The following is a 26,998-nucleotide window of genomic DNA, read 5'->3' on the forward strand; positions in this document are numbered from 1 at the left end:
AAGCCGGGAATCGTGGATGATTCCCGGCTTTTTCATATCGATTACGCTTTTTTTACGTTCTGACCTGTACGTGCCCAGGCGATCATCACCACAATAAGGAGCACGATACAAATCCCTGCAAAAATGATGATGAGTAGAGACAGAGAGGATGAATTCTCACCCTGCTCTTCCAACGAGCCCAATTTGGCCGTTTCAGTTTCACTGAAGAGCTTGAGATTATCGGCTTTTGCTTTGATGGTATTCGTATCTTTTTCCGTCCCCTGAAAGAGTGCTTCCAATCGTTCTTCGGATGTTTCACTCCCGGTGCCATCAAAGGTCAATCCCTTTTGCACCTCAGGAATGTTGCTCCGTTCGTTGTTATACAGATTCCTTTCATGGATCAGGTCTGTATTTTTCCGGAACTTATTGTTTTGATAATCATTCGGGACGAGGTCTTCGATATCCGTATTGGCCTGTACCGGAGCCCCCATAACGAGGAGGCTCACGAGAATGGCCACCAGAAGGATTTTAGCCTTCATAGGCTTTATCACCCTTAGCGTCCCCTCCATGGCCCTTATTGCGTCCCAGGAGCACCTGTAGAACGACAAGAGCTGCCAGGATGAGACCCATGATGAGAGCGGCCTGTCCGAACTTAGAATCCGTGCCGTATTGGATCGACAGATACACCGTCGACATCGGATCCTTAAAGCTGAAGTTCGGCGTTGAAAGGGCGAGCAGCGGCGTGACAAACAGAGCGACGATCGCGACTGAGATGAACCAGCCCAAGAGGCGATGAGTGACAAAGCCCATCCGGACAAGCCCTGAACCTGTTAGCAGGAGCAGGATGGTGAAGACCGTCCACTCCACTTCGCGCGACTCTCCGAGGGAATAGATATCAAGTCCGTAAAGACTGATCAGGAATCCTACAATCAAATTCAGCAGGAGGAACAGCACTCCCTGGAGCCAGAGCGGTACACGCTGGAAGTAATAGCTTGTATAGCCGATCATAAGGCTCGAGATCAGGATGATGAACAGGATGACGACCGGAGGGATCACGCTGTCCTTCTTCTCCTGAGGAACATCTCCGCTCACCTTCAATGGATTGGTCAGGAAGTCATATACGTATCCATTGGATTGTCCGTCCACAAATGCATTTCCGAGGATGCTGAATACATCATCCCGCACCATTTGTGTCGATGCGACATTCGTCGCCCACTTATTGTTCAGCGTATCGGCATCATTTTGCACGTTGGCGACATTGGATTGCAGATCCGTCGTATAGGATACAATCGTACTTTGATTATCCTGCACATTTGTCAGGAACGAATGGATCATCTTGACTTCACTCACAACCTGCTGCTGATTTCCAACAACTTCCGTGCCTGATGCCCCATTATTCGGAGCCGGAGCGGTTTGGTCAGGCTGTTGGATGCGCTGAAGCACTTTCCCGGCATCCTGGCTGATGGCGTTCAGGTTTTCTGTAAGTTGTTTTTGGTTATTATTAAGCGTTTCATTGTATTCTGCCATGAAAACAGCGAAAGAATCCTGGAGGGTGTTGAGTCCATCCTGGGTGGTTAGAAGCCTGTTCGTGTTCATGTCTTCCCACATGGCTTTTTCCCCGTCGGTCACAGAAAGGATCCCCATGACTTCATTTCGTACATCTTCATCATCCAGTACGGTCTTCTTCACTCCATTTTCCTTGAGCATCCCATTCAATACAGCTTCATACTGATCCAAGTACGCATAGTATTTGATCAAGTCCATGAGCTTATAATTATTGATGTCCCTTGCGAAATAGCCGCCAAGATCTTCTTTTCGCTTGGAGGACAATGCAGGTGACTGAAGAATGGATGCTTCCTTGGCATCAATCTCTCCGACGATATTCATGATGTTGTCTGAGAACATTTCCAGCTGCTTCGTCAGAATGTCATTGTTCTCGTTCAGTTCTTCGATATGCTTTTTCAACGCTTCTTTATCTGCTAGCAGTCCGGTCACCCTTGCTTCGAGCTCTTTGATACGCTCACCGAGACCGCTGTTCTGATTTGTTAGAGCCTCTACTTCCTTAAGAAGTTTATCCACTTCTTTCTGAAGGGGATTTTCTGTGTTCGTGTTCTTTTGGTCGAGGCTTGACTTCACGCCGGCCAGGCGCTCACTGAGTGACGTCAGATTTTTTACCGTTTCGGTCAACTGTTCAGGAGTAGGTAATTCCTCCCCGGTAAGTATTCCTTGAATGGCTTCCATACCTGCGGAAATCTCATTAAGCTCTGCAATCTCCGGATTCAAGTCAGGCGGTAAAGGTGCAGAATCTCCCGGTTTACCCGGTCCATTCCCTTCCCCTGGATTTTCACCGTTGTCTTCACCAGGGGCATCAGGGTTTCCTGGGTTGCCCGGGTTCTCATTCTCATTCTCACCCTCGGATTCCTCTGGCATTTCTGGCTTTACTGGTGGATCAAAAATCACTCCGTCCCCGGAGGAAATTTTATTGTTCCATTCCAGGATCGTACCCTGCAGATTATCCAGTTTCCTTGTATCCTGCAGTTGTTGGTAATAGTCCAATACGCGGTTCTGGAAGCTGTAGAAGTCTTGTACTTGGCGGTCGACCTCTGCCATTCGGTTCTCCTTCAGCGCAGCAAACGCATTCTGATTATCCTTCATCTTTGCGTTCAGCTGCTCCATGCCGTTATCGATTTGGCTGCCCTGCTGTCCGAACAGCTCTTTTTGCTTCATGTACATCGGCTGGGCGTTTTGAGTGGATTCGTCGATCATTTGTACCGACTGGGATTGCACCTCGGCAAGGAGCTGTTTTTGATTGTCCTGGTATTCCCGGTACTGGTCGACGTATTCAACGAATTGAGTCAGCCTATTCTGGAATGACTCAAGGGTATTTTCCTGTTCAGGCACACGGCTGTCTGCCTGCTTGATGGACTCCTGAAGACCGAGAAGCATATTTTGCTGCTGTTCGATCTGGCCGGCAAGGTCCTTGGACGATGGCTTGTAGAAAGCGAGCATCGTTTGCTGGAACGTTTGCTCCTTTTCAAGGATTTGATCGAATTCATCCCTGACATTCTCCATATCCGCAGACACATAGTTCCAGTAAAGGGTCGACATTTTATTGTTCACCTTTTTACTGGCCGTTTCGATTTCACGGAGAACCTTTTCTTTATTCACTGAGTTCAATTGCGTTTGCACTTTGAAGTTCAGGTTTGTTTTGACCGGTCGTTCTTCATCATAGGTCATGATTTTTTCTGAAAAGTCGGAGGGGATGTAGACCACTGCATCGTACTTCGATGTTTCAAGGCCGTTCTCCCCCGCACTCCTTCCGACGACCGTCCATTCGTAGGAAGAATCATCACCGAGTAATGATGTGACGTCACCCCCGAACTGCAGGGATTCCCCCTCCACTTCCGTACCCGCATCTTCATTGACGATGGCAATCGATTGGGTGGCATTCTTCTCTACCTTCAGGGGGTTATCACCGACAGAACGAAAGAAGAGTAACGGTGTGGCCAGGATCATTAAGATGGCTACCAAAAGTTTAACCATGCTTACTTTCTGTGTCATGCGAGTACTTTCCTTTCTGTTACCATGAGTGGTATTTGTAATTTGATTTCCTTACTGTTTTCGACATAATAGCCGAAGCCCGGTTGTATCTCGGGTTCCTTACGGTCGTAGCTGAGCGTATAAAGGGTCTGCTCGGACTTCTTCATCAGTACGATGGCCTGCCTGATCTGCTTCAACTCGGTCGTGAGTGCGTCATACCCTTTGGACAGCTCGTTATTGCTGCCGCTCATGATGATATAGAAGCCCAGGTGGGAATAATTCTTCATGCATTTGACGATGCGATCTTGCAGCTTGGTATCCACATTCTGAAGGAATCTTCCATACCCATCCGCCATGAGATAGATCGGCGGGAATTGAGGCAGGGAGTTTCCGTCGGTGATGGACTGGTTGTACTGTTCTTCCCTTGCAGCGAAGATCTCTTCGGCTTTCGTCAGCCAAATATCGATATGCTCGCGGTTTTCCATATAAACCACCTTGTCCTCTTTCATCATGTGGATAAGACCCCTGTCGATGGAATCGAAAATGGCCAGATGTTCCGTATCCTGTTGAAGGATCGTATTGGCCATCACCTTCAAGACGTTCGTCTTCCCTTTTTGGGCTTGTCCAAGGACGAGGCAGTGTTTGGTCTTCTGGAAATTGACGTAGACCGGCTTGACCGTCTCTTCGTTCAAGCCGACAGGCAGCAGTCCTTGTCGCTGGGTTTGGTCTGTATACTGTGTGAAATTGACCATGGTCAGCTCTGTCGGAAGCATCGGAACCGGATCTGGAAGGGTCATACCGGAATATTTCTCCCGGAGGAACTGTACGTCTTCTTTTAATCGGTTCAATTGCTCATAGTCGTCCTTCCCTTCTGAAGGGAGGAAGATCTGGGAGAAGAAGGCCGTGTCCTTTTTGACAATGGCACGGCCCGGAATGGCTTCCGGTTCGAAGTCGACGCGCCCTACCAGGGTCTGGGTCTCCGTTTGGTCCATCAGATAGTGAGCAATCTTCGTCTTCAGGTTATTCATCAGTGATTGACGGACGGAGTTCACCCGGGTCGCTGTGAGAAGCATATAAACCCCGAGGGATTGGCCGTCCCTCGCCAGCTGATTCATCTGTATTTCAAAGTCCATCATTTCATCTTTGACAATGTCATAATTATCGATGGTCACGAAGAGGAGGGGCAGCTTCTCTTCGCTGACCGTGTTGTACATCTTGATGGAGCTTACCTCTTTTTGCTGGAATAACCGTTTCCTGTTGGCCATTTCTTCATCCAGGATCGACACGAATTTTTCAATCTTCCTCTCCTGATCAATGAGGAAGTAATCGGCCGTGTGAGGAAGCTGTTTCAATGGGAGAAGCCCCCCATTGCCGAAGTCGAGTAGATAATAGTGAACCTCTTCTGGCGTTAAGCTCCTGGCCATCCCCATGAGGAGCGTGATGGCCGTTTGCGTCTTCCCGTAGCCTGATGATCCGAAGATGCCGACATTGCCGTCCTCGACCACTGTATACCAGTAAGGCGATTGACTTTGTTTCTCCGGCTCATCGATCGTTGCCAGGAAGATCTGGTTTTCTTTAGGCGAGGTCTCCCTCGGCAAGTACAATCGATCAGCCAAGGGCGGCAGCCAAGGGCTCTGGAGTTTCTCGATATTCATCGCTGACTGCATCTCTTCGATGCGATCCACGACGGCGTCAATCTCTGATTGCACATCTTTTTGACCACCCGGGCTGGATGACACTTCGGATAGAGGAATGAGGCCAAGGTCGGTCACGATGGCCACCTCATCTTCCGCTTCATAGGAATCCTCCTGATACGGTGCACCGCTCCATGCCGATTGGAATAGATCGTATACTTCATTATTTCCGACTTGGAGATAACCACGGCCCGTCACGGTAATGGCAGCTGCATCGGAATTTTTAAGGATTTCTCGACTATCTTCCGAGTTCTGTACTTTCAATGCCACCCTGAACCGGGCATTACTCCAGATCTGGTTATCGATGACGCCACCAGGTTTTTGAGTCGCCAGGATCAAGTGGACACCAAGGCTCCGCCCGATACGGGCAGCGGAGACCAGCTCTTTGATGAAGTCAGGTTCTTCGCTTTTCAACTCTGCAAACTCATCGGAAATGAGGAAGAGATGCGGAAGTGGCACTTCGGTTTTCCCTTGCTTATATAAACGGGTGTAATCATTGATATGGTTGACTTCATAGCGGTCGAACAGGCGCTGGCGCCGCTTCAGCTCGCTTTTGATGGAAGCAAGGGCCCGGTTACTGAAGTTCTTGCTCCCTTCGATATTGGTGATGGTCCCCAACAAATGCGGGATATCCTTGAACGGTTGCGCCATTCCCCCACCCTTATAGTCGATGAGGAGGAAGGCTACTTCGTGAGGGTGGAAATGGACCGCCAGTGAAAGGATATAGGTTTGCAGGAACTCACTTTTCCCTGAACCCGTAGTACCTGCAAGAAGTCCGTGGGGACCATGGGCTTTTTCGTGAAGATTCAACTCCACAAGGTCTTCCTTTCCTTTCAGCCCCACCGGTACGGCGAGTGACTTGGCCGATTCCCTCGTCAGCCAGTTTTCCTTGATCGGAAGTTGCTGAACATCGTTCGTTCCGAGCATACCCAGGAACGATACACTGGTCGGGATTGAATTGGTCATCCCGATCTGATGATTCAGCGTCCTTAGCATGCGGGCATAACGCTCATTGCCTTCCCGGTCGTAAGCATCCAATCGGAACGGGATCTTGACCGCTTTCTTCTTTTGAATCAAGATATCACCCTGCTGATCATTGATGTACCGGACAAGGGTATGGATATTTTCCGACAGGCTCTCCTTTGCTTCCGCCGCGAAAATGACGGACATCCCGAGATGGGCATACTCCCCTTCAAGATACTGAAGGATCACATGGTCGGAAATCAGCTGATGGTTCGTGACGATGAACACATAGTGGGGTGAATAAATCACCTTTTCCTTGGCGTCATCATCTATATCCCTCTCCCTCAGCACTTCATAGATGGAAGACAGGATCTGATCACGGGTCTTTTCGTTATAAATGAATCCTTTTGCATAGGATTGCGGGAGTTGGAAGTGGGGAAGATACTTCATCCATTCCCACTCGTTATATTCTTCTTCGTCAAAAATGAACACGAAGCGAAGATCGTGATAGCTATGGAAAAACGCAAGCTGACCAACCATCTGATGAATTTCGTTCTTGTAGACAGCTTCCTTTCCGATCAAGCCGATTGCCCCAAGGCTGAGTTCCGCTTTGACTGGTAGGTGGTCGATTTCACTGTAGACATCTTTCATTTTCTGAGATTGCTCCAAGAGATCATCCATTTCTCTGTTGGCCATATCGCTTGAGCTCAATGAAATGGTATAACTTGCAGGAACCTTCCCTGTACCAAGGCGGAATTCAAGGAAATCCGGGCTGTCAAGGGTCCTTTCCCACAAACGGTCCGAGAGCTCTTCCGTGAGATACTTGATCCGTTCATATGATGGATAATGGAATCGGAGCACATCGGTCTGCTTCTCAGCGAGGTCCTGAAGCTCCTGCCGTTTGTTTTTCAAATAGCTCGTATATACGCGCTCACGCTTTTCTTTCGCTTTTTTCCTAGTTGATTTATCCTTGAAGAACTGAACGGTGGACGTAATCAATGTCGTGGTGAACATGACAAGCGAGATGATGATGAAGATCCCCCTAGGAATGACAAGGGCAATGAAGCCCATGACCACAAGCATGACAAGGGGCGGCAGGATGATGATCCACAAGCTTCTGCCCGAGTCATCGGATTCCTGACTCGGGAACGACAGCTGCACTTTTTCTTCTGGGAGGTCATAGACCATCCGTGGTGTACGACGATAATTTGGATACTTCTTCTTCATCTCGGACAGTGGACGCCGGGACTCGGGCAAATGAATCTCCATCTCCCCTACCCAATGGATAGAAATGAGATCATCCTCCAACAGGGTGATGGTCACATAGGGAGTGAAAATCATATCTCCCGTGCGGATCTCCGTTTTTTTTCTGATCCGCTCCCCGTTCACATAATACAATCCGGAGTCTGGATGCAGCATCCATCGTCCGTTCTCACCCCTGTACCATTCTCCCTCGTGATGAGGGATTGAGATATGTGCACCCTTCCGGGAACCTAAGAACATCTCTTCCAAATGACCTATGAAGTACACATTGTCTTCTTCCGCGAGCGGGGCTATGAGAATGGAAAGTTTCTCACTGCCAGCTTGGCACGTCCATTCCTTTCCGGGCTTGATATCCTCTTCCAGATCTCCTTTGATCCGGAACGATGAACCGAGCTTTTCAATAGACAGCGTTTCCCACTCGGCCGGGAGAGAAGGCAGGGTCACAGAATCTGTGAGATTGCGCCCGATCGTTACCGTTTCCCTGTCCGAATTGATTCTGTAATATTGATACTGTTCCTTATATAAAATCCACAGGGCATACATTCAATCACCCACTCAGTCTGTTTTTTTATCATCTTTCTTCTGCTGATCTTTTTTCTGGTCTTCTTTTTTCTGATCATCCGCTTTAGGTGCCTCTTTTTCTTGCTGTCCGGCATCCTGTTCTTCCTGAGGAGCAGCCTCCGCTTCCTTCGCCTGCTCTTCTTCAGCCGCTTTTTCTTCCTCAAGCTTCTTCATTTCTTCCTCATACTCATTGATTTCACTTTCAATATCGTTCAGCTTTTGTTGTCTTTCTTCACTATCCAGTTCGCTATCGGATTTTACCTGTTCACGATACTTAAGCAGGCCAAACAGGATCAAATCCCTATCTTCGAGGAAACGGGCTGTATCAAGGGCTTCCTTCGCCTTTCCGCGCCCTATGTTGATCCAGTACTCGTAGTACATGGGATCGGACTGGAGGGAGATCGTATTCCTGACATTCTCCTTCTGATCCTCTGACAGGGATTCATTCACAATATAGGAGAGGGCCAGTTGGTACTGGGCCACCTTTGGAATATCATCAATCTCATAAGGCTCCAATTCCGTGACAACATCACTGTACTTGTTCAGTAAGAAATTTTCCTGAGCGGAAACAATGCTCTCCTGCTTCGGGTTGATGAAGAAGAATGAATAGATTGAATAGATGATGGCTGGAACCAATAGTATGGATACACCCAGCAGGATATAGCGGTTGGTCTTCCACTTCTTTTTACTGATGGACATGTAGGAAGCAGCGACTTCCTTCGCATCCAGGATACTCTTATTCAGCACGTTTTCCAGTTCTTCGAAGGTGGCGGTTTCCATGATGGCCCGTGTCACTTCGGAAAGTTTGATCGTTTCACTGAATTTGATATAGTCATCGAATGATAGTTTCGGCTCTGAAATGAAGGCAGCCATTGCCTTCGTTTCCTTGAACAGGGTGTCTCCGTCCTTTTCATATGGAGGCAGGCTTTCTTTTACTCCGTAATGCAGGAAGTGAGGGCTCAATCCCTGGTCGAAAACAATATTCCCAGGGCTTACTACTAAATGAATCCTTGAGAGTCGGTGCTGCTGCACCCTATGGACAAGTTGGAGTGCCGTTATCAGCCTTTCCTTCTCACCGATATTCAGCTTGTCAGAGGCAATATATGAGGCAGGGATGGTGTGAGAAATGCTAAGTTCATCATTTTCCATCCTGATTTCTTTTTGAATGGTTGGATCCAGGTCTTTAAGAAACATGATTTCTCTGACATGATCCAGTTTGATCTTTTCATTTTGAAACACGAACGTGATGACGTCGTCAGTCCGGTTCACAACAATATCAAGCTTTTCTTCTAGGTACGTCCGTTTCGTTTCGGCCATGGTCATTGATCTCCTTTATAAAATTTCAACCCGGTCACCCGAGAGAATCCCGGCTTCATTCAGGCGGGCGTTTCCTGAAATGACCAGGTCCTTATTGGAAATCCTGATCCAGTACCCTTCCCTTGGTTCCGAGGTGAGCTTTTGGGACTGCCATACGAGGTCGATGAGCTTCTTGACCGTATGGTAATTGGAGAGACGAAGGTCAAGGACCTTCCCCTTCTGATATCGATTGAGATCGACGGTGATTTCTATGTACATCGTTCATTCACCTCATAAAGAAGGAGCGCCTCAACACGTTAAGCGCTCCTTGATTGAAATGTCGTCGGAAATGATTATCCACGAATTTGGCTGGCGATTTGATTGTCTGCATCTTCGATGGCTCTTGCAGTATTTCTGAGTTGCAGTGAGATATCTCCTAGCAATTCCTGCATTTCAACGAAAGACGGGCGAAGGCGCTCATATTGATCGCTGAAGGCACGGCTTGATTCACCTTCCCACATTGATTCAAGTTCACGGATCATTCCATCAAGATCGCCGATTTGGCTTTCTAGTTTACCTTTTTCGTTTGAATAACGGCCTGACATACCATCCAATTCTGCTGGGGTTACGCGAATTCTTCCTGACATGTAATTTCCTCTCCCTTATAACGTTTTTAGTTGGTAATCATCTATATAAAGTCTGAATACCCATAACAAAGAATAGATTCCTTTTACTGACAACTTCATCTAACATAGTATTACAATCTTACATAAAAACACAGATTTTACTCAGAAAAGGAAACTTTATAACTACTAAAATCTCTGTTTCCTTAGGAATAATGTAATGTCATGCTTTGTCGATTAGGTCTTTCAGACCCGTCGAAACGACAGATATCGACATACCCCGGTTCGTACGTCGGGATAAGATACCATACTCAGCCCTTTACGGTTACAAGTACTTACTATATATCCTGATATTTACTTTTATAAACCGCAATTTTCAGAAATTGTTAAACTTTTTGGTTCAAAGGATGGGGGACCAAATTCTTCACAGGCTTTTCACTCCTTTCCATACTCTAGCAAGCCTATATAAAATGGCTGATATATCTGGTAAAACCTTTCATTATTCGGTAAAATTTTTAAAAAACAGTATTGTGGTGGTTTAATTGTTTACATTGCTTTTGATCGAAGATGATACAAGTTTATTCAATGAGATCCGTGACCGATTGACTCAATGGTCGTATGAAGTCCACGGTGTAAAGGATTTCAGTCTGGTGATGGAGGAATTCGCAGCGGTTCAGCCGGACTTGGTGATCATTGATATCCAGCTGCCGAAGTTCGATGGTTTCCACTGGTGCCGGATGATCCGTTCCCACTCCAATGTACCGATCCTCTTCCTGTCTTCACGGGACCATCCGATGGATATGGTGATGTCGATGCAGCTAGGGGCCGATGACTTCATCCAGAAGCCTTTCCACTTTGATGTACTGGTGGCAAAGGTGCAGGCAACGCTCAGGCGGGTCTACAACTATAATGCCGAGGTGGTCAATCTGAAGACCTGGTGCGGGGCAAAGGTCGATTATGAGCGGAATACCGTGGACAACGATGAAAGGGAAATCGAGCTGACGAAAAATGAAATGTTCATCCTGAAGCTCCTGATCGAGCATAAAAACCGGATTGTCACCCGGGATGAGCTGATCAACAAGCTGTGGGACGATAAGCGATTCATCAGTGACAATACCCTGACGGTGAATGTGAACCGCCTGCGGAAACGCCTGGATGAGATCGGCCTGGGGCAAAACATCCTGACAAAGGTGGGGCAGGGATATATGGCCGTTGAAGGAGAGCTTTCATGATCAGGGCATTCCTGTGGGAGAGGAAAAGCTGGATCCTCATGTTCATCTTCCTCCAGTTTTTCTATCTCGGGATCGCCTTTCTCGATGCAGACATACCGGTAGCCTCCGTTCTCTATGTTTCCTTCCTGTCCTCTCTTTTCTTCCTCGGGTTCCTTTTCTTCCGCTATCAGAGGGAGACCCGTTTTTATAAGGGATTGGAGGAATGGAGCCGGAATTTCACGATCAGCGGGGTCCCGGAACCGGACTCTCCTTTTGAGAATATCCTCTACACCATCCTCACCGAGCAGGGGCAAAGCCTGAAAGAGGCCGCGTCGGAAAACAGGAGGCGTCTCGATCAGGAAAAGGATGACCTTCTCGCCTGGATCCATGAGGTCAAGACGCCTCTTACAGCAATGCATCTCATCATGGAACGCATGGAGAACGATGCTCTCAAGGCCCCTTTGAAATATGAGTGGTTGAGGATTCACCTGCTTCTTGACCAGCAACTCCATCAGAAGCGCATGGATATCATGGAGAATGACCTTTATATTGAGAAGATCGATGTAGAAGACCTCCTCTATCAAGAAATCAAGACGTTGCAGTCTTGGTGCATACAGAAAGGGATCGGTTTCGATATCGACCTTGCCTCCACCGAAGTGCTAAGCGACTCCAAATGGCTTTCGTTCGTATTCAGGCAACTCCTCACCAACGCCGTCAAATACAGTGAAGCAACAGACATCGAGATCACTGGAACTGCCGGCGATCAAATGTCCTTGTCTATCAGGGACAAGGGCAGAGGAATCGAGCCTCAAGATCTGCCTCGGATTTTCGATAAAGGGTTCACATCGACGGTCCACCATAACCATTCTGCCTCCACCGGCATGGGGCTCTACTTGACGAAGGTCATCACCGATTCCCTCCTCATCAAAATCGAAGTAGACTCCACTCCTGGTATAGGATCGACCTTCACCCTGATTTTCCCTGACCGCAACGAGATTCACCAGGTGATGGGCATGTGACAACATTGTCACATGCTTTTCTATTTTGTTCGCTGAATGAAAGGAAACGGAACTCCATGCTTCCTATAATGAAACTATCAACCAACGCAAAGGAGTTTTGACTAATGAGCATACTGGAAGCCGTCAAATTGCATAAAAGCTATGGGAACAAATTCAATAAACAAGAGGTTTTGAAGGGAATCGATCTCACGATTGAAAAAGGTGAGTTCGTTAGCATAATGGGGGCATCTGGGTCAGGTAAGACGACGCTGTTGAACGTACTTTCCTCCATCGATAACGTAACAGAAGGATCCATTAAGATCGAAGGCAACGAAATGACCCGTATGAAAGAGAAGCAGCTGGCCGAGTTCCGCAAGAATCATTTGGGCTTCATCTTCCAGGACTATAACCTTCTCGATACCTTGACCGTGAAGGAAAACATCCTGCTTCCCCTCTCCATCACCAAGACACCAAGGAAGGTGGCCGATCAAAAATTCTCTGCTCTCGCCTCACAGCTTGGGATCAATGAACTGAAGAACAAGTATCCGAATCAGATTTCAGGCGGGCAAAAACAGCGCACGTCGGCCGCACGGGCCTTCATCCATGACCCGAGCATCATCTTCGCCGATGAGCCGACAGGTGCCCTGGATTCCAAATCGGCATCCGATCTTTTGAACAAGCTGAGCGACCTGAACGAAAACCTGAAGTCGACCATCGTCATGGTCACCCACGATCCAGTGGCGGCAAGCTACTGCAGCCGGGTGATTTTCATCAAAGACGGGCAGATCTATACCCAGTTGAATAAGGGCCTCCAGGAGCGACAAGCCTTCTTCCAGGATATCATGAAGACCCAGGGCCTCCTCAGCGGGGTACAGCATGAACGTTAATTCGCTGATCCTGAAGAATCTGAAGAAGAACATCAAGAACTACTATCTCTATGTATTTGCCCTTGTATTCGGTGTCGCCCTGTATTTTGCCTTCGTGACGCTGCAGTTCGACCCGGCACTCGATCAAACAAAGGGGGACGTGAAGGGCGCAGCCGCCATCAAGGTTTCATCCTATCTTCTGGTGATCATCGTGGCAGTCTTCCTGCTTTATGCGAATACCATTTTCATCAAGAGAAGGAGCAAGGAAATCGGGCTGTTCCAGCTCATCGGGATGACTAAGAACCGGATCTTCAAGCTGTTGACCGTAGAAAACGCCATCCTTTACTTCGGTTCGATGGTGATCGGGATCTTCGCCGGGTTCTCCTTCTCAAAGTTGATCCTGATGGTCCTTTTCAAGGTGACCGGGGTGTCTTCAACCGCAGAGCTCCGCTTCTCCGGAGACGCACTTCTCCAGACGATCATTGTATTCATCGGCATCTATCTCCTCATCATGATGATGAATGCCTTCTTTATCAAAAAACAATCGATCCTGGCCTTATTCAACGTGAAGTCATCAACGGAGAATTCAATGAAAGGCATGTCGATTTGGGAAGTCTTCATGGGGCTTTGTGGAATCGGACTGATAGCGGCGGGTTACTATGTATCTACCAGGCTCTTTGGAGGCGACTTCACCTCCATGACCGAATTATTCATGGCCATGGCGTTCATCCTTGGGTCTGTCATCATTGGAACCTATTTCTTTTATAAAGGGTCTGTCGGCTTCATCTTTAACGTGATCAGGAAACAGCAAGGAGGCTACCTCAGCATCAACCAGGTGCTGTCCCTCTCATCGATCATGTTCCGTATGAAGTCCAACTCCCTGCTCCTTACCGTCATTACCACGGTATCGGCCCTTGCCATCGGTCTCTTATCGTTGACGTATATCTCGTATTATTCAGCCGATAAAACAGCGATCAGCCAGACGCCGAACCACTTTGCCCTTGAGGATGAAAATGAACTGAAGATCTTTGAGGAGACGCTGAAGCAGAAAGACATCCCGTACGATGTCACAAAGATCGAGGTCATCCAGGTAAACGCTGATTTGTCTGCCATCATGAAGCAGAAAGAAAACGAAGGGTTCCAGATGGATACCCGTAATACCCAGATGGCTGTGATCAGCGATAAGGACGTGAAGGGAGTGAATCTCTCTCCTGGCGAAACGATCCTGACGGGCTACAGTGATATGCTCAGCCGCTTTATTCCCATGAAGGATTCCGGTCGTGTAGTCTACAAAGGGAAAGAGCATAAGGAAAAACAGAACTACCTGAGCATGGAGGATGATTTCTATGTTTCGTGGAAGTTCACAGGAGGCGGTTTCCCCATCGGGATTGTTGATGATGCCTTATTCAACAAGCTCAAGAGCGATCTGGATCCTTCCATTCAAATGGAAACCAGTCTATATCTAGGGTTGGATGTGAAAGAAACGTCCCAGTTGAAAGATGCCAACAAACTGTTCAATCAAACGTTCAATCAGGAAACCACCCAGTCCATCTCTCAACTCAACAGCAAAGAACAACAACGGTCCAACATGGGGATCGCCATGTTCTGTGTTGCGTTCCTTGGACTTGCCTTCCTTGTCACATCAGGCTGCATCCTCTACTTTAAGCAGATGGATGAAAGCGAAGACGAGAAACCCAATTACACGATCCTGCGCAAGCTTGGCTATATCCGTGGAGATCTTCTACGAGGGATTCAATTCAAACAGCTGTTCAATTTTGGAATCCCCCTCATGATCGGGCTTCTTCACAGCTACTTTGCCGTCAAGTCGGGCTGGTTCTTCTTCGGGAATGACTTTTGGGCTCCGACCTTGATCGTCATGGGTGTGTATGCCGTTCTTTATTCCATGTTTGGCATCCTGTCCGTCCTCTATTACCAGAAAGTCATCAGGGACTCCTTGTCATGAAACAAAGTAAAAACCCGAAAACATTTGCCGTATCGCATGCAAATGTTTTCGGGTTTTACTATGACTAAAACAGGTTGCTCCTGCCTCTTTCTCGTTTATATATAGAACAATCTCCGGGGTCTAAGACAGGAAATTAAAGAGAGGATACCCAAGAAAAACTCATAAAAAATCACCATGACTGCGATTTCCAGCCAGCCATCCGCTTCCCATGCCTGCATATTCACACATAGGATGGCCACCACTACAAGCATCGGTATCTGCCCCTTCAATTGAAACATCATCCCTCGCTTAATCGAGAACTTTTTCACTTCCGCTGTATGCGGTGATAGGACTTCTTTTGCCTGAAGGACCAGCCGCTCCACATACTCTGCAACCCCGATCTTCTTCAATCCCAGGAAGAAAGAGTCCTCTACCGTCTCAGGGTCAAGAAGCCATACGTACCCTTCCCCTGCAATAAATGCTTCCTCCCGGTAAGAAGTCAGCCTATCAGGAAAGATGGTTGTCACCACATTCGGGGCCCCGTATCCTTTTTCCTTGAACTCTCTCACGGTTTTTCGTTCTTCTTCAGAAACCCCTTCTTCTTCCAAAAGCTCATTCCATTCATCTTCTTCGAATGAATCCTCATAGATCAGCCACTTCTGGATTTTCACTTCCTCCACCTGCACAGCTTCCCGTTCCTCCTGCAGGGCAAAGAAATCCTTGAACAGCTCCTCCATACCCTCATGGTAAGGCTGGAACCAGAAGGTGTATTGATCACCTTCAACCCATTCCACAAGTGCCTCTTTCACCGATGAAGCATGAAGAGCCATGCCCCTCCGTTCTTCCGCATGATAAAAGATAGACATGCTGCTTTTTCCGATACATGATATGACCCGATCAGAAAAATCACTTCCTACTGCCGGAGGGAGCTCGTTCAATCCGTATTGCTTTTTTACATTTTTCGATTGTCGCCCGTATCCTCCTTCTTTCAATAACGATGCAAAGTCTGATGCACTGAGCGTCAGCCTTTTCATCTCATCCCCTCCTTCACCCTTCAAATACGAATGATACCAACATACTAAGTATGAACAACACCAATGCATATAAGATGCCCAATGCTTTATTGATGACAAACGGAAGCCGACAGAGCACGAGCTGGACATGGTGATTAAGGATCATGCCCGGCCATAGGACAAATTTCAGGACTATATGAAAAAAGGTATCTTTATGATCATGAATTCGATATTCATAGAAAGCGATCACGACCAGTTGATTAAAAACGGACCATAGAGCGCATAGCCCGTTAATGAAAAAGAAGACCGGAAGATAAGAGCTTGGAAAAGGCAGCCCCAACTGATAAGGAAAAAAGGACATGAGACAAACAGCCACCATCATCGCAATCGCTCGCTTCATCATTGTCACCTCGTCATCCAAAGAGTAAAAAAGCCCCTTCCGCCTGGGGAAGGGGCTTCTGCGTCACAATCAGTTAGAGAACTGTTGATTGTCAGGTTGGTAATCCACATCATATTTTTTTGCCAAATCGCTCATGGCCATATGATATTCCTGTGCTGCCAGAAGGTATTCCTGCGCCTTCGCATTGGAATCTTCAATCAAAGAAACGTCCTGCTTTTCGATCCCTTCTTTCTGTAGCATGAGGGCCTCATGGTAAGTGGCTACAATATCTTTCAATTTAGCCGTCATAGGCTCAAGTTCCTCAAACGGGGTTTCAATGTTCTCAGCCGTGTCCACTGCTTTTTCATAAGTCGGGATAACCTCTTTGGTCAAGACTTCGTACATATCTTCATCGTTTGTATAGTTCTCTCCTGATACACCTTGAAGAGCTACAACAGCCTCGGTTTCATAATCGGCAATTTTCCGTACATCATCATTGATATACGTAATGAGGGCCTCCTGTTTTTCAGCATCGGAGAGGTCTTTTTTCGGCTCTTCTTTCTTTGCCGTATCCTCTTTATCTGTTTCTTCCTTGCTTTCGTCTTTAGTAGCTTCTTCTTTTTTGCTGTCTTCCTTCTTCTCTGTTTGAGTGCTTTCTTTTTTCTCCGACTTTTCGTCAGAAGACGTGCTCTGGCTGCAGCCCATCACGATGAATGATAAAGCCACGAGCATGATGATTAATTTTTTCACGCTGATCCATCCTCTCAAGATTGTTTTGGTTATTTAAGAAATCAATGGCTTCTTCCGCTTCATCCATGAACGCGAGACAGCAATCAATTAATTAAAGATTCGCTTCTGCCAATTTCCCCTTTGGCCAGGTTGATTTGGGGTCATCATGGCTTATCCCTGGATCATCAGGGACACAACCACTAAAAATTCCAATCTTTTCAACTATAGCATGATTGGTAAAATACTGTTATGATAGCATTTGTTTATTTTTGGATGTCACCCACCTAGGTTATTAGTCTCAAAAATTCCGTTGATTGGAAGGAGATCTCCTTCCAATCTTTCATACACCTGGCATGTTTGATAAGAATGCAAGGCTTTCTGACTACACCCTTCCATTTACTTTATTTCGTAATGAAACTGATTCTTTTTTATCAGTGGACCGATGCTTGAGCATTTAGTCTTCAATAGTTTGAACTACATGTTAAATATCACTTCTAAAGGAAAGTTAAACCTTTTATGTGAAATATTATTTTGGGATGAACCTGAAACCATTCATTCCATCTATCCGTATAACAGGAGAGGTGAAAGACGGAATGTACATACATATTGAAGAACCAACCGAAACGATATCAAAAGATGCCGTCCAGATGTGGCGGCTGACCAATACCATCGGGCATGCTATTGCACTGATCATCATTGCAGTGCTACTGTACTGTGCGGATCATTTCCACTGGTATGGATGGGTGAGTCCTGTCCTGTACACTTTGGGAGGACTCCTGATCCTATCCGCCCTGTACTCCATTCTCCTGGAACCGGTTTTCGTCCAGCGCCATTGGAGGTACCGGATCGATGAAGAGTTCATCCAACTCAAGAACGGGAAGTGGAATACGAAGCATGTGGTCATTCCCATGGAGAAAGTCGAATATGTACGAACGGAGCAGGGACCTTTCTTACGCAAATATGGGCTGTACGATTTAGAGATCGGGACCACCACATCAAATCATACGATCCCTGCCATCCCGCAGGCTGAAGCAGAGCGGCTGAAGGCCGTCATCGCCACCTACGCGAAAGTCCGGGATGAGGAGGAGGAAGCCATATGAGCGGTATCCAGCGGTTCCACCCTGCCTTTCTTGTTGTGGAGCTTGTGTCTTTTGTAAAGGGCGTGTTCTTCATCTACTTCTTCTTATTCGTCCTGAAAGCCCAATCCAATTCCGGATGGGTGGTATGGGGAAGATACATCCTCATTGCCTGTTCCGTCTGGGCCATCGTGAATATCTTCTTGAAATGGAGATTTCACGGCTATGAAGTGACTGAGAGGACGATTGTTCTTCATGAAGGGGTATTTGTGAAAACAAAGCGGACGGCAGGACTGGACCGCGTTCATAACCAGACCTCCAACACGACATTTGTCCACAAATGGTTCGGTCTCACATCGTTGAAACTTGAAACCGGGACTTCCGGTGATCACGGAGAGATAGATTTTCCCGTGATCACCCAAGAAGAAAAAGAACGGATCCTTTCCCTAGTCGGATTGCAGCAGCGTGAGACCGGACGCGAGGAAGGGGATGAAATCTTTGAGGCTGAAGCCGTGCGCACATTGCGCTTCCAGTCAAAGAAAAAAGACCTGATACGGGCCTCCTTTACATCCTTGAGCTTTCTTGCGATCTTCCCGCTCCTCAGTGCCGCTTATTCGAACCTTGCCGTGTTCTTCAATCTAGAAGACGGGGCGGAAGGAGCTTGGGATTACCTGGTCCTCCACTGGTGGATGTTGATCATTCTTTTTGTCATTGCCCTTCTCATTTCATCGGTCATCGGCTATGTCAGGGTCTATTTGAAATACGGGAAGTTCACGATCAGCGACGATCATGACAAGATCTACATCGAAAAAGGAGTGGCAAACGTGACCCACTTCTCTATCCCGAAGCGGAACGTACAGGCCGTCGTGGTAGAACAATCGCTCCTGAAGCGTCTTCTGGGGCTGGCATCGGTGAAGCTGATCAGCGCCGGATCATCTGAGCTTGAAAGCGAGGAAACAAGTTCACTCTATCCATTCCTCCCGAAGCATGAAGCCTATCGAATCATCCAGGACATGCTTCCCGACTATGAGATCCAAGAACAAATGGGTCGCTTTCCACGACAGGTCCTTTGGGCTAAGCTTCTCAGGCCCTATTATGTGACCGTCCTGTCCATTGCAGGCTTCCTCATTTTCAAACCGGCCTTCCTTTGGGTTTCCGCCATCCTCTTTATATTGGCAGTCATTCTGAGGGTACTCGACTACGCCTTTACCAGTTACATCCGTCACGGGGACCTGATCCAGATCCGGAGCGGCGCCCTCACGACAGAAACCTTTGTAACCCATAAACGGAGGATCCAACAGGCAACCGTCACCCACTCATGGCTACAGCGCCGATTCGGGATTGCCACTCTTTCCTTCACCAACAGGGCCGATCCCACCCACGTCAGCGAGCTTTACGGGGTATCCAGGGAAGAAGCCGGCGAATTCTATGATTGGTACAAACAAAAATCCGCTTCGTCTTAAAGAGACGGGCGGATTTATTTTTTGAAGACGAATAAGATTGAGAATTATTATCAATACTAAAAAACAAGACAACCCCATGGTTGCCTTGCTTTCTGTCATTACATACCCGGTTCGAACGTCTTACAGTCGGTTTCCTTGCTGTCATGGGCTTCATTTCCTCTGTGACTCACCACAAAGATCTGATCAGCCGAACAGCGTTTGCCTTCTTTGTTGTAGCGGCAGTTACTGACTTCGCATAGTACATCTTGTGCCATGGTTATTCACCTCCTCAGCTACCCTTTAGCGTTCTCATTTTCTCTGCGGTTCATACCTTGAGCCATAGCATTCCACAAGCGAGTTGAAGAAGTCATATCCTTCGGGCTCCTCCCATATATTAAGTTCATCAATGATGATGGAGGGGGCTTATATGAACGACAGACGTTTATATCACGTCCAAAACTTAGCTTTGGACATCATGGATCGAATGAACGATGAGCATGCACTGAAGGAAGGAACAAACTTAAAGGTAGTCGTCGATCTCTTATCCAGGGCAATCGGGAGTCTTGCAGACCCTTCTGGGAATTTGTCTCTGGATTATATTGAAGAAAAAGTGGCATCTGCTCATTATGCAGTTTTTCATAATGAGCAAAAGCTGTCTTGTTTGAAATCGACACCAGTAACAAGATAAAAAGCTGGTCAGCAGGTAATCCTGCTGACCAGCTTTTCATTCAGTAAATACCTGCCGCCTCAAAAGCTTGGACTTCATCCAACCCAAATGCTGAGTGAAGAAGAGAAGCCAGATCAACCGCATGAGACTCTTCCACAACGGTCGTCACGTGATTAGTACAGTTTTCTATGATATGGAACCCGAGCCCATTCTCTTGGAGTATCTGTCTGACCTTATCCCGAATCACAGGACAGGTCTTTTTATCCTTTGCAACCACCGTCACCGTGGCTTTTCTGGCCCGCCTGAAGATGGCCCCTGCACTGTCAAAGATTGAATCTGCACGCTCTAGATCGTCCTCCGCTAACAAAAAGGCAAGAGTATCTCCACCCTCTTCTATCAGGGTATCGTATTCCATCCCCCATAAGGTCAAGCGTGAGGAGATGAGCCGTTTGATTTTCATCCTATTCTGAATGGGTGAGAGAGTATAACAGAATCTGCCCTTATGAAAGACGACCCCACAAACAGGATGACTGACTCCCTTACTTGGTGATCCATGGATCCATGTACCTCCTACCCTGCTCATACTAGATCGGACCACCAGAGGGACGTTATAAGGCATTGCATGTTCAATCGCTTTCGGATGCAGGACCCCGGCTCCCCTACGTGCCATCGTTAACATCTCTTCATACGTCAAGGAGCTGATCATGACGGCATTCTTTATATAACGGGGATCTGAGGTATAAACCCCTTCAACATCTGTATAAATCTCACATCTTTCGGCACCTAGCTTGGTCGCAAGCGCTGCAGCAGTCGTGTCGGAGCCACCTCTTCCAAGGGTGGAGATATCACCATCTCCCGTTATTCCCTGAAATCCTGCAACGACTACGACATTCCCCATCTTCAACTCCCCCTGTATCCTCTCGGGGGCAATCGACAGGATCGATGCCCCTCCGTGATCGGTCGTCGTGGAAATCCCCGCCTGCCAGCCGGTCAAGCCGGTGGCAGCCACCCCTTCTTCCCTGAGGGCCATACATAGTAGAGCAACCGTCACCTGTTCTCCCGTCGAAAGAAGCATATCCAGGTCCCGCTTATGATGCCTAGTGGTGATATGGTCAGCAAGCTTCATCAGTTCATCGGTTGTATCTCCCATAGCCGAAACGACGATGACCAGATCTTGTCCACCGGCTTTTTCAAGCGCCACCTTCCGAGCAATCCCTTTAATATTTGATACCGATTCTACGGATGTGCCTCCGTATTTCTGTACAATCACACGCTTCACCCTTCTTTCCATTGGATCTGATTACACCCGCTCAGTGAATAATGCCAGGGCATTCTTTACATATCCGAATTCAGAAGCATGCGGCCGATCATCTCCTGAAGCATATCCATAGTCAACCATTCGGTTGCGGTTCAGACAAAGCTTTGTCAACTCCGACTTAAAGAAGTCAAACAGCTCGAAACGCTCCTTTAACGAAGGGAATCGGTGTTGATAATGAATGATGGCTTCTGCAAGAAAGGCCCAGAAGGTTTCTTCCTCCATCAAGTTGTGATTGACGAAGATATTGCTCATGTAGCGCAGATGACAAATGAATAATCCCGTGAAGATGAATTGTGTCAATCCTTCTGGTGGCTCGCTCCTCAATACACGCTTAAGTTCCTCCGTTAATTCATCCAGTTCAGGGAACGGCTGATCCGTCATATTGACATCATCCACGAAATCTTTGATGGCCAGTCTATGAGGGACGGAATCCTTCAGGACCAGGATCGTATTCTGTCCATGAGGGGAAAAGACCGTACCATATTGATACAAGTAATGCAGAAGGGGGTCCATGACGACCTGGTAAAATGTCTTCAACCATTTCTCCGTACTTAAACCAGAATCCTCGATCAAACTTTTCACATAAGGTTTTCCATTCCGGTCTTCGTAGTGAAGAGCTGCCAACGTGATGGCTTGTTCGCCTTCATCCAAGTATGTATAGATGCTCTCCCTCCAAATGGTCCCAAGCATTTCGAGATAATGATACGGAACTTTTTCGACATGTACATAGTCGGGATGATCGACGTTCATACTGGCATTTTCACCAGGAAGGATGACCCTGCACTCATCCCTGAGGAAAGGATCCTGTTCAGCGATTCCTTTGATCCATTCCGTCACTTGGGGAGCGACCAAGGTCCGTTCAGACGGTAAGCCCCTGTACACAAGGGTATTTAATATACTCATCGGTAGTTTGACATGGTGTTTGTCCCTATTGGTCACGTTGACGAATGTCCTCACCGACTGCTGCGGGAGATAATCGTCATCCCCTTTGCCCAGTGGGATGATTTCTTTGAAGGCAAGTGCTTGCGGGAATTGCTGGACCAACACTTCCTTCCACTGCCACTCGTGTACAGGCATATAGTAGTAGTCGTCTGGCTGCCCTCCGGCTGCTTTCACTTTTTCATCGAACCGTTCCCTTTCTTCCTTCGATAGCTCGTCAGAAATTAGCTTATCATAGCTCACCCCTTGGACAGCTTGGAATGACGCCATCTCCTTCTTAACGGCAATCCAGGATAATCGGATCTCCTTCTGCTGTTCGGGTGCATACTTCACATAATCATCGTACCCAAAGCCGATCCTGCCTTTGTTATACGTGATCCAAGGGTGCCCTGTCATGAAGCCTTCCAAGAGGGCGTAATCCTCATGAATGAGTTCATCCGACGATACCTCCTGACATTCAAGTATGTGGGCATCGGCAATAAGGGTTGCATTCAGCTCTTTGATCAGATGGCCGACGGTTTCAGGTGACATGGGGATGAGCCCTTGAAGATCGATGAGCAGCCCGACTGCGTACGTGGCTCCTCTCACCTCTCCTGATTCTAAGACCTCGATTGTCTCCTCTTTAACATCATAGCTATCAAACAATCGTTTCTCCGCTTGATAACGGTAGTATCTTGTTTCAGAAACTTTCAGCTCACACTGAATCAAAGAGCCGTCCGTCTTAATATCAGGGTGGATCATATCCTCATACATATATTCTGAAAGCATCTTGGCAACCAGCTTCCGATTGACCCGTTCCCAATTTCCCCTTGTTAAAGCGGATGGTGATTTCATATGATTGTCCATTTCTGATCCTTCCTTTCAAATGAGTTGATCGTTTCCTGAGATCCATCTTCCTGTCCTGATGGATCCCCTATGCCGAACGACTGGAACACATTTTTCTGTCGGATCGGATAAACCTCCCGACCGACGATCTGATTGATGATGATGGCATTCCGGTGGGCTCCAAGGCCAAGGTCCGGTGCACCCACACCATGGGTATGCAACTCACCGTTTTGTACGAAAATGTCGGTAGCCTCACCCGAAGCGGAGCGTAACCGATAGTCTTCCGTAATTCCGAATCTCCCATGGCTATCTCGCCATATGCTCTGATCCATTGCAGATAAGAAGGATGGTTCCGCCTGTTTGTAACCTGTACCAAGGATGATGACATCGCTCTCTATGAAGAATGCCTCCTTTTTCACATGATGAAAGCCTTCCAGAACGTACCGACTACCGGCCTGCCCTATTCCCGTGATTTCTGTCATCGCTTGAAGATGGATGGGGGGCCTTACCCCTCCAATGGATCGTTCATAGAGCAGATCATAAATATCAGCGATTGTCCCTGCACTGATTCCTTTGTATAGTAAGCCCTGACCTTTCAAGAGTTCGTCCTTTCTCTCCTGGGGCAGGTGATAAAAGAAGTTCGTATAGTCCGGTGAGAAATACTCCAGTCCAAGCTTGGAATACTCCATCGGAAAGAATCCGTCCGACCTTGTAAACCAATTCAGCGAGAATCCTTCCTCTTCTTGGAGCCGGGTCGCGTCAAGAAAAACCTCGGCTGCACTCTGCCCGGATCCGATTACCGTCACCGAACGTTTCCCTTTCAGGCAGGATTTAGAAAAAATATATTCAGATGAGTGGAAGATCCGATCATTAAGCATTTCCTTGCAAGGATCTGGTATAGACGGAACGGATCCGATCCCCATGACCACATGGCGAGTCATAAAATGTTTTTCTTGTCCGGACCCGTGGTCCCACGCAGACACTTTGTACCCCTTCTCCCCGTCAGGTAGATCAACCGGTATGACCACTTCCACTTCCATGGAGAATCGACAGGAAGGTAATCGTTCTGCTACCCAGCGGCAATAGTGATTATATTCTTTACGGGGGATATGGAACTTCTCAAGAAAGTAATAATGATAGAGACGCCCATGTTCTTGTAGGTAGTTAAGGAAACTGTGCCGGTTGGTTACATCGACCATACTGACAAGGTCAGCAAGAAAAGGAACCTGGAGGGTCGTCCCGTCAATCAACATTCCCGGATGCCAATCAAATGACCCCTTTCGTTCAAGAAAAACAGCTTCCACCTCTTCTTTTCCATCCAAAAGGGCCGCAAGTCCGAGATTGAATGGACCAATTCCGATTCCGACTACATCCAAAATCCCCCTCATCAAGACCATCTCCTTTCAAACTCTTTGCGATCACATGACATGAGCAGTCCGGTTTTATCAGGTAGTTGCACCGGCTTAAGAGGGATGAAACCACATGTTTTGAACACGTGGATCATCTTCTCATTCCGGATATCCGGTTCTGCCATCACTTTTACCGTCTTTGATTCTTCAAAAAGGAAGCGGACCATCTCCTTTAGCAAGGGAAGTGCAAGTCCTTTCCCTAAAAAACGCTTGTCCCCTATCAAGAGGTGGACCCCTTGGTCATAAGGGTGGTTCGGATACGTTCCTTGCAATACGTCACCTTCGACCCAATAGGCCTCCCAGTAGCTCATGGGGATCCCGTCGATCATACCAAGATATAGAGCCTGGTGCCCATCGGACAGAGCCTTCTCAAAATGCGTCCGAAACTCAGGTAAAGGGACGTTCAGATGCCAGAAAGGATGGACGTGATCTTCATTCATCCACGTATGAACCAAACCAATATCATCAAGTCCTGCTTTTCTGAACGAAATTGTTTTGTGCAATTTCGGTTCATATACGTCATACACCATGCCGGACCTCCACTTCATGGGCAATTGGATTGCGCACCATGGTATAGACCGACTGAGATTCCATCGGACCGATTAGTTCGTCCATGTCATAGAACCGGGTAAGGAGATTGGCCTTACAAGGCAGGACTGGCTGATAGAGGAGACTTTCCACCAAGCCCCCCGACATGCTTCCTTCATGTTTTTTCAAAGCTGTTCTCAGAATCCTGATCAAGTTCTCCTCTTCAATCAACCCGCTTACTCCGAAACCATTGATGAGTCCAAAGAGGTGATTGAAGAAGAAGTAATATCTAAATCTTTCTTCCGCCACATCATCGTCGCAAGTCGTATCGCTGATGGCACTGATCCCAGGGTGAAGAATGGCTAGCTTCCCTGCTTTCGAACGGCTATAGTAATACCCCTGATTATCACGATAGTGGAAACGATGCGGATATCCTTCCTTCAGGGTGACAAGGGAATTTTGCTGGTGTGCTTCCAAGGCGATTCCATAGTGAGAGAATAACCACATCATCGGATCCAATGAGATGGATAGATAACGAGAGAGCCAATCCTCACTCACTTGTTCCACTGTCCTCCCCTCCCTGACGGCAATCTCCGTGATGATGGAGTGGATGCGGGGCTTTCCTCCGTATGGATGGTCCTGGCACAGGCCTGCAATCAAGCTGGTACTTCCCGCATCCTCCCTGAAGGGGTTATCTCTTATCACGACTTCAAAACCGGAAATGTCTTCACTGGATTCAAGATTGATGTAGGCGGGATCCTCGATGATGTTGAAGTCAGGAAAGTGCCCTTTCAGTGCTTTTCCGAGGTCTGTCTGAAGGAGTTTTGACACCTCCACCCCCCTGGCCAACTCCTTTGCCTGATTGATTCGTAAAGAATTGGTGATCTTCACAGGTACCGAAAACTTGAACATATAGGGCGACTGCTTGGCGTACACGCTCCTTAAGGAGGAGGTAGCCGTATAGACACGCCCAAGTGGACCGATGTATTCCAGATTCCCCCCCATGATCCGTTCCTGTACCTCGGGCCTAGACAACAGCTCCTTTGTTTGTAGGGGATGAACAGGAATTAGTACCTTTCCTTTTTCATTGACGAGCTGATCAATCCATTCTTCATCCACACCGCCGTCCTTCAGCTCATTGATGATGATGGAAACCGCCGTTTCAGGGCGGCTTGAATCATGGACAACAAGATCCTCATCGGCTGCAAAATAATGGAGTTGGAACTCTCCCTTCCTTTCTGGCGAGTACAGTCTGTCTTCTTCCTCTGTCAATCCCTGCTTACTCTTGGGCGTTGGGTGAAGGAGGTGACCAAATAATAAGGATTGTTCCGCCTCTATGAAGTCCACATCAGAACGGGAGAGGGATTCACCATCTTCAAGTCGCCCCTCCACGTAGTTACGGATGCTCCTGCAGCTGAGGATGACGCGATAGATCAATTCATCCTCTGCCTCTTTGCATTGCTGGTCAAGGAGGAATTCTTTTACAATCAAAGTAACTAGAGTGACATAATCCAGGGGCTGTAGATCGCCTTCTCCTTGAACCCTGTAGTAGATCGGAAAGGAGAAGAGATGTCGATCCGTCAATGACCAGTACTCAAGAGGCAATACCAGGTCGATTTTCTGGATGGAGAGTTTCGAGATGAAAACGTGTTGGGAAAAGGAGTCGAACACATCGGTACATTCGTAATTCCCTGTCTCCCTTAAATAACAATTAAGGAAACTTTGCATTGTGGCATT

22 protein-coding genes are annotated in these 26,998 nt (G+C 47.5%); 7 read left to right on the plus strand and 15 right to left on the minus strand.

Annotated features, from left to right (window positions below):
• Window positions 1-41 precede the first annotated feature (41 nt).
• The 6 genes from essA to K6T23_RS21125 all read right to left on the minus strand — a co-directional run bounded on the left by essA (window position 42) and on the right by K6T23_RS21125 (window position 9,943).
• Window positions 42-518 (minus strand): type VII secretion protein EssA, encoded by a 477-nt coding sequence (gene essA / locus K6T23_RS21100; RefSeq protein ID WP_162244168.1) that lies wholly within the window; start codon window positions 516-518, stop codon window positions 42-44.
• Window positions 508-3,540 (minus strand): type VII secretion protein EsaA, encoded by a 3,033-nt coding sequence (gene esaA / locus K6T23_RS21105; protein ID WP_238283236.1) that lies wholly within the window; start codon window positions 3,538-3,540, stop codon window positions 508-510. Before esaA ends, essA begins: the two co-directional genes overlap by 11 nt.
• The gene (gene essC, locus K6T23_RS21110; RefSeq protein ID WP_238283237.1) at window positions 3,537-7,982 is read right to left on the minus strand and encodes a type VII secretion protein EssC; all 4,446 of its coding nucleotides are present in this window, start codon (window positions 7,980-7,982) and stop codon (window positions 3,537-3,539) included. The genes esaA and essC overlap by 4 nt, the downstream gene beginning before the upstream one ends.
• 12 nt (window positions 7,983-7,994) lie before the next feature.
• Window positions 7,995-9,317: a type VII secretion protein EssB gene (gene essB, locus K6T23_RS21115; RefSeq protein ID WP_056539436.1), complete on the minus strand. Its 1,323-nt coding sequence runs from the start codon at window positions 9,315-9,317 to the stop codon at window positions 7,995-7,997.
• Between the two features lie 15 nt (window positions 9,318-9,332).
• Window positions 9,333-9,575: an ESX secretion system protein YukD gene (gene yukD / locus K6T23_RS21120; RefSeq protein WP_053429740.1), complete on the minus strand. Its 243-nt coding sequence runs from the start codon at window positions 9,573-9,575 to the stop codon at window positions 9,333-9,335.
• A gap of 74 nt (window positions 9,576-9,649) precedes the next feature.
• Entirely contained in the window at window positions 9,650-9,943 is a 294-nt protein-coding gene (locus tag K6T23_RS21125) for a WXG100 family type VII secretion target (RefSeq protein WP_048012098.1), read from the minus strand.
• Between the two features lie 518 nt (window positions 9,944-10,461).
• On the opposite strand from K6T23_RS21125, the gene K6T23_RS21130 reads away from it, so the two are divergent.
• The 4 genes from K6T23_RS21130 to K6T23_RS21145 all read left to right on the plus strand — a co-directional run bounded on the left by K6T23_RS21130 (window position 10,462) and on the right by K6T23_RS21145 (window position 14,957).
• Window positions 10,462-11,151, plus strand: coding sequence for a response regulator transcription factor (locus tag K6T23_RS21130; RefSeq protein ID WP_238283238.1), 690 nt, complete (start codon window positions 10,462-10,464; stop codon window positions 11,149-11,151).
• Window positions 11,148-12,149, plus strand: a complete 1,002-nt coding sequence (locus K6T23_RS21135) for a sensor histidine kinase (RefSeq protein WP_238283239.1) — start codon at window positions 11,148-11,150, stop codon at window positions 12,147-12,149. The genes K6T23_RS21130 and K6T23_RS21135 overlap by 4 nt, the downstream gene beginning before the upstream one ends.
• A gap of 104 nt (window positions 12,150-12,253) precedes the next feature.
• Window positions 12,254-13,015 (plus strand): ABC transporter ATP-binding protein, encoded by a 762-nt coding sequence (locus tag K6T23_RS21140; protein ID WP_238283240.1) that lies wholly within the window; start codon window positions 12,254-12,256, stop codon window positions 13,013-13,015.
• Window positions 13,005-14,957: an ABC transporter permease gene (locus tag K6T23_RS21145; RefSeq protein ID WP_238283241.1), complete on the plus strand. Its 1,953-nt coding sequence runs from the start codon at window positions 13,005-13,007 to the stop codon at window positions 14,955-14,957. Before K6T23_RS21140 ends, K6T23_RS21145 begins: the two co-directional genes overlap by 11 nt.
• Window positions 14,958-15,052: 95 nt before the next feature.
• Here K6T23_RS21145 and K6T23_RS21150 read toward each other — a convergent pair whose 3' ends face one another.
• The 3 genes from K6T23_RS21150 to K6T23_RS21160 form a co-directional block, all read right to left on the minus strand.
• Window positions 15,053-15,970: a hypothetical protein gene (locus tag K6T23_RS21150; RefSeq protein ID WP_238283242.1), complete on the minus strand. Its 918-nt coding sequence runs from the start codon at window positions 15,968-15,970 to the stop codon at window positions 15,053-15,055.
• 13 nt (window positions 15,971-15,983) lie between these two features.
• On the minus strand, window positions 15,984-16,352 hold the full coding sequence (locus tag K6T23_RS21155) for a hypothetical protein (RefSeq protein WP_238283243.1): 369 nt from the start codon (window positions 16,350-16,352) through the stop codon (window positions 15,984-15,986).
• Between the two features lie 66 nt (window positions 16,353-16,418).
• Window positions 16,419-17,078 (minus strand): hypothetical protein, encoded by a 660-nt coding sequence (locus K6T23_RS21160; protein ID WP_079514154.1) that lies wholly within the window; start codon window positions 17,076-17,078, stop codon window positions 16,419-16,421.
• Between the two features lie 515 nt (window positions 17,079-17,593).
• On the opposite strand from K6T23_RS21160, the gene K6T23_RS21165 reads away from it, so the two are divergent.
• Window positions 17,594-18,157 (plus strand): PH domain-containing protein, encoded by a 564-nt coding sequence (locus K6T23_RS21165; protein WP_238283244.1) that lies wholly within the window; start codon window positions 17,594-17,596, stop codon window positions 18,155-18,157.
• The gene (locus K6T23_RS21170; protein ID WP_238283245.1) at window positions 18,154-19,596 is read left to right on the plus strand and encodes a PH domain-containing protein; all 1,443 of its coding nucleotides are present in this window, start codon (window positions 18,154-18,156) and stop codon (window positions 19,594-19,596) included. Before K6T23_RS21165 ends, K6T23_RS21170 begins: the two co-directional genes overlap by 4 nt.
• Window positions 19,597-19,694: 98 nt before the next feature.
• Here the strand turns inward: K6T23_RS21170 and K6T23_RS21175 are convergent, their stop codons facing one another.
• Window positions 19,695-19,850, minus strand: a complete 156-nt coding sequence (locus tag K6T23_RS21175; RefSeq protein WP_079514148.1) for a DUF1540 domain-containing protein — start codon at window positions 19,848-19,850, stop codon at window positions 19,695-19,697.
• A gap of 152 nt (window positions 19,851-20,002) precedes the next feature.
• Between K6T23_RS21175 and K6T23_RS21180 the strand changes: the two genes are divergently transcribed.
• Window positions 20,003-20,263 (plus strand): hypothetical protein, encoded by a 261-nt coding sequence (locus K6T23_RS21180; RefSeq protein ID WP_238283246.1) that lies wholly within the window; start codon window positions 20,003-20,005, stop codon window positions 20,261-20,263.
• A 40-nt stretch (window positions 20,264-20,303) separates the two neighbouring features.
• Here the strand turns inward: K6T23_RS21180 and K6T23_RS21185 are convergent, their stop codons facing one another.
• The 5 genes from K6T23_RS21185 to K6T23_RS21205 are packed head-to-tail and all read right to left on the minus strand — an operon-like array spanning window position 20,304 to window position 26,989.
• The gene (locus tag K6T23_RS21185; RefSeq protein ID WP_238283247.1) at window positions 20,304-21,512 is read right to left on the minus strand and encodes an aspartate kinase; all 1,209 of its coding nucleotides are present in this window, start codon (window positions 21,510-21,512) and stop codon (window positions 20,304-20,306) included.
• Between the two features lie 30 nt (window positions 21,513-21,542).
• On the minus strand, window positions 21,543-23,333 hold the full coding sequence (locus tag K6T23_RS21190; RefSeq protein WP_238283248.1) for an IucA/IucC family protein: 1,791 nt from the start codon (window positions 23,331-23,333) through the stop codon (window positions 21,543-21,545).
• Entirely contained in the window at window positions 23,330-24,712 is a 1,383-nt protein-coding gene (locus tag K6T23_RS21195; protein WP_238283249.1) for a lysine N(6)-hydroxylase/L-ornithine N(5)-oxygenase family protein, read from the minus strand. Before K6T23_RS21195 ends, K6T23_RS21190 begins: the two co-directional genes overlap by 4 nt.
• Window positions 24,712-25,236, minus strand: coding sequence for a GNAT family N-acetyltransferase (locus K6T23_RS21200; protein WP_238284494.1), 525 nt, complete (start codon window positions 25,234-25,236; stop codon window positions 24,712-24,714). The genes K6T23_RS21195 and K6T23_RS21200 overlap by 1 nt, the downstream gene beginning before the upstream one ends.
• A 16-nt stretch (window positions 25,237-25,252) precedes the next feature.
• On the minus strand, window positions 25,253-26,989 hold the full coding sequence (locus K6T23_RS21205; protein WP_420493515.1) for an IucA/IucC family protein: 1,737 nt from the start codon (window positions 26,987-26,989) through the stop codon (window positions 25,253-25,255).
• Window positions 26,990-26,998 lie beyond the last annotated feature (9 nt).

The sequence above is a fragment of the Rossellomorea marisflavi genome, assembly GCF_022170785.1.
Lineage (GTDB): Bacteria > Bacillota > Bacilli > Bacillales > Bacillaceae_B > Rossellomorea > Rossellomorea marisflavi_B.